7 protein-coding genes, 16 tRNA genes and 2 rRNA genes are annotated in these 7735 nt (G+C 41.5%); 2 read left to right on the top strand and 23 right to left on the bottom strand.

The window, feature by feature from the left end; translation table 11 throughout:
• Positions 1-218: transposase (locus BTR25_RS26230; protein WP_075690900.1), on the top strand; the 218-nt coding region annotated here is incomplete at its 5' end.
• A 236-nt stretch (positions 219-454) separates the two neighbouring features.
• Here BTR25_RS26230 and nfsA read toward each other — a convergent pair.
• The 4 genes from nfsA to queG form a co-directional block, all read right to left on the bottom strand.
• The gene (nfsA, locus tag BTR25_RS26235) at positions 455-1204 is read right to left on the bottom strand and encodes an oxygen-insensitive NADPH nitroreductase (protein ID WP_075690901.1); all 750 of its coding nucleotides are present in this window, start codon (positions 1202-1204) and stop codon (positions 455-457) included.
• Between the two features lie 48 nt (positions 1205-1252).
• Positions 1253-1726: a tRNA (uridine(34)/cytosine(34)/5-carboxymethylaminomethyluridine(34)-2'-O)-methyltransferase TrmL gene (trmL, locus tag BTR25_RS26240; RefSeq protein ID WP_075690902.1), complete on the bottom strand. Its 474-nt coding sequence runs from the start codon at positions 1724-1726 to the stop codon at positions 1253-1255.
• Between the two features lie 69 nt (positions 1727-1795).
• Positions 1796-2683, bottom strand: coding sequence for an amidase domain-containing protein (locus BTR25_RS26245; protein WP_075690903.1), 888 nt, complete (start codon positions 2681-2683; stop codon positions 1796-1798).
• 77 nt (positions 2684-2760) lie between these two features.
• On the bottom strand, positions 2761-3894 hold the full coding sequence (gene queG, locus BTR25_RS26250; protein WP_075690904.1) for a tRNA epoxyqueuosine(34) reductase QueG: 1134 nt from the start codon (positions 3892-3894) through the stop codon (positions 2761-2763).
• Between the two features lie 108 nt (positions 3895-4002).
• Between queG and BTR25_RS26255 the strand changes: the two genes are divergently transcribed.
• Positions 4003-4674 carry a B3/B4 domain-containing protein gene (locus tag BTR25_RS26255; RefSeq protein ID WP_075690905.1) on the top strand — a complete coding sequence of 224 codons (672 nt, stop codon included), beginning with the start codon at positions 4003-4005 and terminating at the stop codon, positions 4672-4674.
• 98 nt (positions 4675-4772) lie between these two features.
• On the opposite strand, the gene BTR25_RS26260 is transcribed toward BTR25_RS26255, so the two are convergent.
• The 19 genes from BTR25_RS26260 to BTR25_RS26345 form a co-directional block, all read right to left on the bottom strand.
• Positions 4773-4846: transfer RNA gene (locus tag BTR25_RS26260), tRNA-Gly, on the bottom strand.
• Between the two features lie 349 nt (positions 4847-5195).
• Complete coding sequence (locus tag BTR25_RS28590) at positions 5196-5321, bottom strand: hypothetical protein (protein ID WP_303046879.1); 126 nt, start codon at positions 5319-5321, stop codon at positions 5196-5198.
• Positions 5322-5443: 122 nt separating this feature from the next.
• Positions 5444-5524 (bottom strand) — tRNA-Leu (locus tag BTR25_RS26265).
• Between the two features lie 21 nt (positions 5525-5545).
• Positions 5546-5631, bottom strand: a tRNA-Leu gene (locus BTR25_RS26270).
• 21 nt (positions 5632-5652) lie between these two features.
• Positions 5653-5723: transfer RNA gene (locus BTR25_RS26275), tRNA-Cys, on the bottom strand.
• A gap of 6 nt (positions 5724-5729) precedes the next feature.
• Positions 5730-5804, bottom strand: a tRNA-Gly gene (locus BTR25_RS26280).
• 4 nt (positions 5805-5808) lie between these two features.
• Positions 5809-5883: transfer RNA gene (locus BTR25_RS26285), tRNA-Gln, on the bottom strand.
• Positions 5884-5915: 32 nt separating this feature from the next.
• Positions 5916-5991, bottom strand: a tRNA-His gene (locus BTR25_RS26290).
• 20 nt (positions 5992-6011) lie between these two features.
• Positions 6012-6085 (bottom strand) — tRNA-Trp (locus BTR25_RS26295).
• Positions 6086-6090: 5 nt separating this feature from the next.
• Positions 6091-6175, bottom strand: a tRNA-Tyr gene (locus BTR25_RS26300).
• Between the two features lie 24 nt (positions 6176-6199).
• Positions 6200-6275: transfer RNA gene (locus tag BTR25_RS26305), tRNA-Phe, on the bottom strand.
• 160 nt (positions 6276-6435) lie between these two features.
• Positions 6436-6512, bottom strand: a tRNA-Asp gene (locus tag BTR25_RS26310).
• A gap of 3 nt (positions 6513-6515) precedes the next feature.
• Positions 6516-6589: transfer RNA gene (locus BTR25_RS26315), tRNA-Met, on the bottom strand.
• Positions 6590-6701: 112 nt separating this feature from the next.
• Positions 6702-6777 (bottom strand) — tRNA-Val (locus BTR25_RS26320).
• Positions 6778-6787: 10 nt separating this feature from the next.
• A tRNA-Glu gene (locus BTR25_RS26325) sits at positions 6788-6862 on the bottom strand.
• A gap of 19 nt (positions 6863-6881) precedes the next feature.
• Positions 6882-6973 (bottom strand) — tRNA-Ser (locus BTR25_RS26330).
• A gap of 7 nt (positions 6974-6980) precedes the next feature.
• Positions 6981-7055 (bottom strand) — tRNA-Asn (locus tag BTR25_RS26335).
• Positions 7056-7066: 11 nt separating this feature from the next.
• A 5S ribosomal RNA gene (gene rrf, locus BTR25_RS26340) occupies positions 7067-7183 on the bottom strand.
• Between the two features lie 265 nt (positions 7184-7448).
• Positions 7449-7735, bottom strand: a 23S ribosomal RNA gene (locus BTR25_RS26345); the annotation flags it as partial.

Consider the following 7735-nt stretch of genomic DNA (forward strand, 5'->3'; position numbering starts at 1 on the left):
AGCATCTAGACCAGGAAGCATTTCAAGAAACGGAAAGATTTAAAACCCTGGCAAAAAACCGCTATAAAATTGAAGCAAAAAATAGTGAACTCAAGCATGGGCACGGTTTTGAAACAGCCAAATCCTCGGGTTTATTTGGTATGGAAATTCAAGGAGCCACAACCATATTCGCTGTCAATCTCAAACGGATAATAAAACTTCTTAATGAAAAAGAATAGGAAATAGGCAGAGGTATAAGCAACTTCCCTTCGAATTTCGGTAGGAAGTTGCTTTTTTTTGTCTTTTTTCATCCATAATGYCTTTTCCTTATTTATAAAATATAAAAAACGGAAGTTCTTCAGTGCCCTCGCTTAAGCGCCTGTGGGGTCTCCCCTGCCCCTAGCTCCTGCAGGAGTCTCGCACCTAGAGCACAAGTCATAATGATACAATATCAACAAAGCCCTTGATATAGCCTTTATTTAAGATTCATTTTATTGTTTTGGATGAATTCTTTCATGTACATGCGTGTTTGTTTTTCTAGCATGGCCGCCATCTGCTCGGTCCACTGGTCCTTCCGCTTGCCTCCAGTCCGCTCTTGATAGTAGCTCGAGATCACTTCATCATACACCTTCAGTTGTTTGAGAGCAGTCTCTTGACTCTGTTGGTATTCTTCCTCATGATAGACATGTTCTAGCGGTAGCCTTGGCTTTTTATCTGTTGTTTTTTCAGGGTAGCCAACAGCTATTCCAAATAGTGGGATCACTCTCTCTGGTGTTTTTAGTAACTTCTTTACTTCCTCCAGTTGATTACGAATTCCTCCTATGTAACAAATACCCAGTCCCATCGATTCAGCAGCAATGGCAGCATTTTGGGCAGCTAAGGCTGCATCAATTAGAGCCACCATAAACTTTTCTGTACTTTCGATGGATGGCGTAATATCCTTCTTTAAATGATCAGCTATTAGGCTATGGCGGTAGAGGTCAGCACAAAAAATAAAAAAATGTCCATTTTTTTCTACATAGCCTTGGTTCCCAGCAAGCTCAGCAAGCTTTTGCTTTTTTTCTTTATCCTTAACCCCGATAATTGAATATGCCTGGATAAAGCTAGATGTAGAAGCAGCTTGTGCACAAGCAAGGATCGTTCTGATCTGCTCAGCTGTTAACGCCTTATCCTCAAAATGACGGATGGAGCGATGATTAAGAATAGTTGTAATCACTTCGTTCATAATAAATACTTCCTTTCTAAGCAAAAGAGACCTACATAGGCCTCTTCATTATAGTAAATGACGATAATCTTGCTGCCGCAACGCTTCATAAATAAGAATGGCTGCAGTATTTGATAAGTTCAATGACCGAACATTATCATTCATTGGGATTCGGAGGCTTCTATCTTTATTTTTCTCTCTTACGTCCTGAGGCAGCCCTGTTGTTTCGCGCCCAAAAATAAAATAATAATCCTTTTCTGGAACACTATAATCAAAGGTACTATGCGGCTTTTGACCAAATTTAGTTAAATAAAAAAATTCGCCGCCCTCATTTTTCACATAAAAATCATCCAAAGAATCATAATAGACGATATTTACATACTGCCAATAATCTAATCCGGCTCTCTTTAGCATTTTATCATCGGTTGAAAAACCAAGCGGCCGAATTAAATGTAACGTCGTGTCTGTTGCTGCACAAGTTCTTGCAATATTGCCTGTATTTGATGGAATTTCTGGTTGATATAATACTACATGTATGCCCATGACCTTCACCTCTAATAAAAACTCTTCAAATTATTATACCATTCTCTCATCGGCATACAAGAATAGGGCTTAGCCATCGACAATTGAAAAAAACTTATATTTAATATTTGGTGTGTATGCTGAGGAGTCTTCATATGCCCAGTACCTTGCCCTGCTATTATAGGTATGAGCATTGACTAGCGGCATCCCTGATGCATCCTTCCCAGTAACAATAGTATTATGGTTATATCTGCCGTCTCCCTCAAAATCGTAGCAAATGACATCTCCTAACATCAATTGTTCAGGGCTGCCAACCTCCTTAGCGCGAAGTCCGCTTTTCGAGTTTCCAAGATATATTCGTAATGCATGTGCTACTGACCAGCTATAGCTCCAATTTTTATTTTGATACCACCAGCCGTTCCCACGATTAGGATTGCCCCTCATTGGTGCACCACCCGCCCTTAGGCATTGAGAAATATAGTTTGTACAGTCATTCTCAAATTTCTGATATGCAGGATTATAGCTATTCCACCAACGCTCTGCATACTGCACAGCTTTGAGGCGGTCATACTTGTAGCTCACTCTCTCATTGTTGCTGATATCAGTGAGTTCCTCAATATAAGCTCGAGTAAGCTCAGAGTCATCCGGTAATTCATTTAATTCAATGATTTCCTCATCCATAATTAAATCATTCCTGTAAAACTTACACAGCCTTGTTTCAACTTCCTCTTCCTGAATAAAGGTTCCATTTTGTTTTATTAAAAATTGATAATGAACTAGATATTTTAACGAATGAAATTCACCATCTTCTTCCCTTTCTAAAATTCTACCGGCTGCTTTTGCTTTCACAATCTCCGCATTTCTCTTTGCTAAAGTGTCGATTTTTTTTATCGCCTTTTGATAATTGATTGAAGTTCTAGAAGTGGATACAAACTGCTCTATCCTGCTGTCAAAAAGTTTTTGAAAAGAATCATGCATTTTTGATCTCCCCTTTCCTTTCCATTCATATGTATGAAAAAGAAAATCTAATCAAAAAAAGTAAACCCACCCGAGGTTTACTTTTTGCATAGTTTCAAGCCTTTTTTTATTTCAATCAAAACCTCTGTATCAGGTTCCTTCTCTAGAGCCATTTCTAGCGCTGTTAAGGCCGTATCGCCGCCAATTTTTCCTAATGCCCAAGCGGCCGTTCCTTTTAAGGTTGGACTCGGATCATTTTCCAATACATCAATTAAATTTGGAATGGCTGTTGCATCTTTAAAATGTGCAAGTGCTATGATGGCATTTCTTTGAATCGGTTTTTTTCCTCTCCAAGATCCAGCAACATCACCAAACTTGTTTTTAAATTCACGGTTACTTAATTTTAGTATAGGCTTTAGCAAAGGTTTAGCCATTTCAGGATTTGGCTCCATTTCTTCATGAAAGTGAAAATCCTTTCCTTTATTCGCTGGACACGAAGTCTGACAGGAATCACAGCCATAAACTCGATTGCCAATTTTATCTCTAAATTCATCTGGGATGAGACTTTTAGTCTGTGTTAAATAGGCGATACAGCTTTGTGCATTAATCTGTCCTCCTTGAACCAATGCTCCAGTTGGACAAGCATCAATACAGGCGGTACAAGTACCACATTGGTCTTCAATAGGCGTATCAGGTTCAAAAGGGATACTAGTAATCATCTCACCTAAATAGACATAAGAGCCAAATTCAGGGGTAATGATTGCACAGTTTTTTCCACTCCAGCCAATCCCTGCCCTCTGTGCAACCGCACGATCAGACAACTCACCAGTATCCACCATCGATTTTAGCCTAGCATCAGGCATTTTTCCTAAAAGGAATTCCTCTAACTTTCTTAATCGGTCACGTAAAATATGATGATAGTCTAATCCCCAAGAAGCACGAGCAAAGAAGCCTCTTCTCTCACCTTTTTTCCCTTCCACACGGTTTTTCATTTTTGCAGGATAAGCAAGTGCGATTGAAATAATCGACCTAGGCTCCTGAAGAAGTAAATGCGGATTTACTCTCTTTTCAATATCCGGCTCTTCAAAACCTGATTGGTACCCAAGTTCCTGCTGCTTATTCAGCCTATACTTTAATTCCATAAAGGGGTCTGCCGTGGTAAAACCTATTTTATCGATACCAATCTCTTTACTGTAAGCAATTAATTCTTGTTTCAAGTTTGCTAAATCCAATTGGAGTCCTCCTTTCTCTTATAAATATCTTATGGTTAAGTTAATAATATTTTTATCGGACATCCATTTATGATAAACTATTTTCAGTCAAATTTGGAGGTGGAGTCATTGGAAATTCAAGTTTCAACGGAAATCACAGATAAGATTCCAACTTTTAAACTAGGTATTATTGAGTATAAAGACATCACTGTCGGAGATTCTCCACAAATGGTAAAGGGCAGGCTTCAACTTTTTCAAGAGTCTATTTATTTTGATTTAGAAGAAACCAAACTAACTGAACTACCGGGAATTCAGGAATGGAGAATGCTGTTCAAATTGTTTGGTAAGGACCCCAAACGCTACCCTCATTCCGCTGAGGCATTGTATCGCAGAGTTCAAAAGCAGAATTATTTAGTACCCGTCCATAGTGCAGTAGATCTCAATACCTTTTTCTCCTTACAATACCAGGTACCAATCGGAATATATGATGCCGACCAATTGAAATCTCCAGTTATAATAAGTCTTGGGCAGGAAGGGGAGAAGTATATAGGCTTAAATGGGCGATTAAATTCCTTAAATAATTTGATCGTTTCCTCCGATAAGGCAGGACCCTTTGGCAGCCCCTATGTCGACTCTAACCTAGCAGCTGTTACAACAGCAACAAAAAACGCCTTGCAAATAATTTACCTACGGCCTTCAACCGAAGTAAAGAATGCTGAACAGCTGACAGAATCACTAAAGAATATGTTCGTCCAAGTTCATGGAGGACAAGCTTCTTGCCGAATCATAGAGTATTCATAATTAGCCATTTTTTTATTAACATTTTTCTCTTTTCTCAAAATGAAAAAACGCAATGCATCGTTCTTAATGAAACGATACACTGCGTTGGGTAATATGTATGGAGCGGGTGATGGGAATCGAACCCACTACATCAGCTTGGAAGGCTGAGGTTTTACCAGTAAACTACACCCGCAAGTATTTTTATTTTTTTATATTGTATGAGCTGACCAATATAATATTACACACTTTTTTTGGAGAGGTCAAGTCTTTTTACGCAAAAATTGTCGAAAAAAATCTATTAGGATATAAATATCCAGTAGCTGAAATACTCTGGTTACCTTTACAACACTATTATGCTGCTTTTTGAAAAGATCAGGTCACTTACAGGCAAGAAAAGTGACCTCTTCACTTGCTATTTGAACAGAACAGGTGACTTACAAGTAAAGCAAACAAAACAGCATTTGGTTCACCTTTGCGGCCAAAAAACTCATAACGTCAAACGCTATATCACGAGTTCCTCACCTATTAGCTAGCTTTTTCCACTAGTCCTTTTCCTTTGATGTCAACACGTAACCATGCAGGAAACTGATTAAACTGCTTTTTCCAAAACCCTCATCAAATTTAACTATTAATATTCGTTCAATAATTCCACTTTTTGTCTTTAGCATACAAACAACCTCACCAATTTAATTCGAACATTTTGTAGAAAAACTATCATGGGGAGGAGAATTTCTTAAACAATAGAAAAACAGCAGAGTACTTCGTACTCTGCTGTTTTCTTATAAGATAATACCGGTGGCCGGGGTCGAACCGGCACTCCAGAGGAACACGATTTTGAGTCGTGCGCGTCTGCCAATTCCGCCACACCGGCGTAATAAAACTAATTGAGTGATGCCGAGGACCGGAATCGAACCGGTACGGTAGTCACCTACCGCAGGATTTTAAGTCCTGTGCGTCTGCCAGTTCCGCCACCCCGGCAAAAAAAATTAATAGTTTTGAAGGCGGCAACCGGATTCGAACCGGTGGTAAAGGTTTTGCAGACCTCTGCCTTACCACTTGGCTATGCCGCCATATTATGGAGCGGAAGACGGGATTCGAACCCGCGACCCCCACCTTGGCAAGGTGGTGTTCTACCACTGAACTACTTCCGCAAATTGGCTGGGCTAGCTGGATTTGAACCAACGCATGTCGCAGTCAAAGTGCGATGCCTTACCGCTTGGCTATAGCCCAATGATAATTCCTAAAAATCACTAAAACAATTATGGGGCGACTGATGGGAATCGAACCCACGAATGCCTGAACCACAATCAGGTGCGTTAACCACTTCGCCACAACCGCCATAATTAAATTATTTAGATTGGCAGGGGTAGTAGGAATTGAACCCACACCAAAGGTTTTGGAGACCTTCGTTCTACCTTTAAACTATACCCCTATAAATGGTGGAGGGGGACGGATTCGAACCGCCGAACCCGGAGGGAGCGGATTTACAGTCCGCCGCGTTTAGCCACTTCGCTACCCCTCCACATATAAATAAGTAAAAAACAAATGGTGGCTCAGGACGGAATCGAACCGCCGACACAAGGATTTTCAGTCCTTTGCTCTACCGACTGAGCTACTGAGCCACATATATAATATTATTTCCTATACTTTGAAGGTGATCATACCTTCGTCCTCATCTCAGAAAGCTTATTCAAGCAGCAGCTCGATGAGTTCGCTGAAGCCATTTCTCTGTAGCTTATTCAATCGTAATCTACCGACTGAGCTAGTCGCCAATAAAATAAATGGCGGTCTGGACGGGACTCGAACCCGCGACCTCCTGCGTGACAGGCAGGCATTCTAACCAACTGAACTACCAGACCGAATTGCGGGGACAGGATTTGAACCTGCGACCTTCGGGTTATGAGCCCGACGAGCTACCAGACTGCTCCACCCCGCGACAATAATAAATGAAACTTGTTATCCATGCCATAACCTCATGAACTATATCAATCTTATTTAGCCTATTCAAATAGCAACTCAATTGATACTACTTACAGTTTAAAATTATATGGTGGAGGATGACGGGCTCGAACCGCCGACCCTCTGCTTGTAAGGCAGATGCTCTCCCAGCTGAGCTAATCCTCCACATATTGAATGGTGACCCCTACGGGATTCGAACCCGTGTTACCTCCGTGAAAGGGAGGTGTCTTAACCACTTGACCAAGGGGCCAGACTTTTAAAGACATTAATGGCGGAGAGCAAGGGATTTGAACCCTTGAGACAGGGTTACCCGCCTACACGATTTCCAATCGTGCTCCTTCGGCCACTCGGACAGCTCTCCAAAAGAATGGCTCCGCAGGTAGGACTCGAACCTACGACCGATCGGTTAACAGCCGATAGCTCTACCACTGAGCTACTGCGGAATAATATAACAGCCTGGCAACGTCCTACTCTCACAGGGGCGCCTGCCCCAACTACCATCGGCGCTGAGAAGCTTAACTTCCGTGTTCGGTATGGGAACGGGTGTGACCTTCTCGCCTTAATTACCAGACTATTGATAAGACATTTATTATTATACTGTCTTTTTCAGATATTGCAAGAGGAAATTTATAAAAATTTTCATTCCCTCAAAACTAGATAATGTAGAAGAAGTTTTGTAAAACCGAGTTCATCCTATTCATATTGCTATGTTTTATCCAGCTTTGGCTCCTAACTTCTCGGCCGTTTCGATCCGTCCCTACTAATCCAAAACCAGGATCTGTAGTGCCGGCCCTCCAACGTCTGTCGAAGTTGACCAGTCGCCTCCGCTTTTCTATTTGGTTAAGTCCTCGAACGATTAGTATCAGTCAGCTCCACACGTCACCGCGCTTCCACCTCTGACCTATCAACCTGATCATCTTTCAGGGTTCTTACTAGCTTGCGCTATGGGAAATCTCATCTCGAGGGGGGCTTCATGCTTAGATGCTTTCAGCACTTATCCCGTCCGCACATAGCTACCCAGCGATGCCTTTGGCAAGACAACTGGTACACCAGCGGTGCGTCCATCCCGGTCCTCTCGTACTAAGGACAGCTCCTCTCAAATTTCCTGCGCCCACGACGGATA

The organism is Bacillus sp. MRMR6 (assembly GCF_001940785.1).
In the GTDB taxonomy this organism is placed as follows: domain Bacteria; phylum Bacillota; class Bacilli; order Bacillales; family Cytobacillaceae; genus Neobacillus.

What these genes read in the sequence shown, in the direction of transcription:
- BTR25_RS28590 (WP_303046879.1), bottom strand. Translation starts at nt 5,321, where the DNA reads ATGCTAAAGACAAAAAGTGGAATTATTGAACGAATATTAATAGTTAAA.
- nfsA (WP_075690901.1), bottom strand. Translation starts at nt 1,204, where the DNA reads ATGAACGAAGTGATTACAACTATTCTTAATCATCGCTCCATCCGTCAT.
- trmL (WP_075690902.1), bottom strand. Translation starts at nt 1,726, where the DNA reads ATGGGCATACATGTAGTATTATATCAACCAGAAATTCCATCAAATACA.
- BTR25_RS26245 (WP_075690903.1), bottom strand. Translation starts at nt 2,683, where the DNA reads ATGCATGATTCTTTTCAAAAACTTTTTGACAGCAGGATAGAGCAGTTT.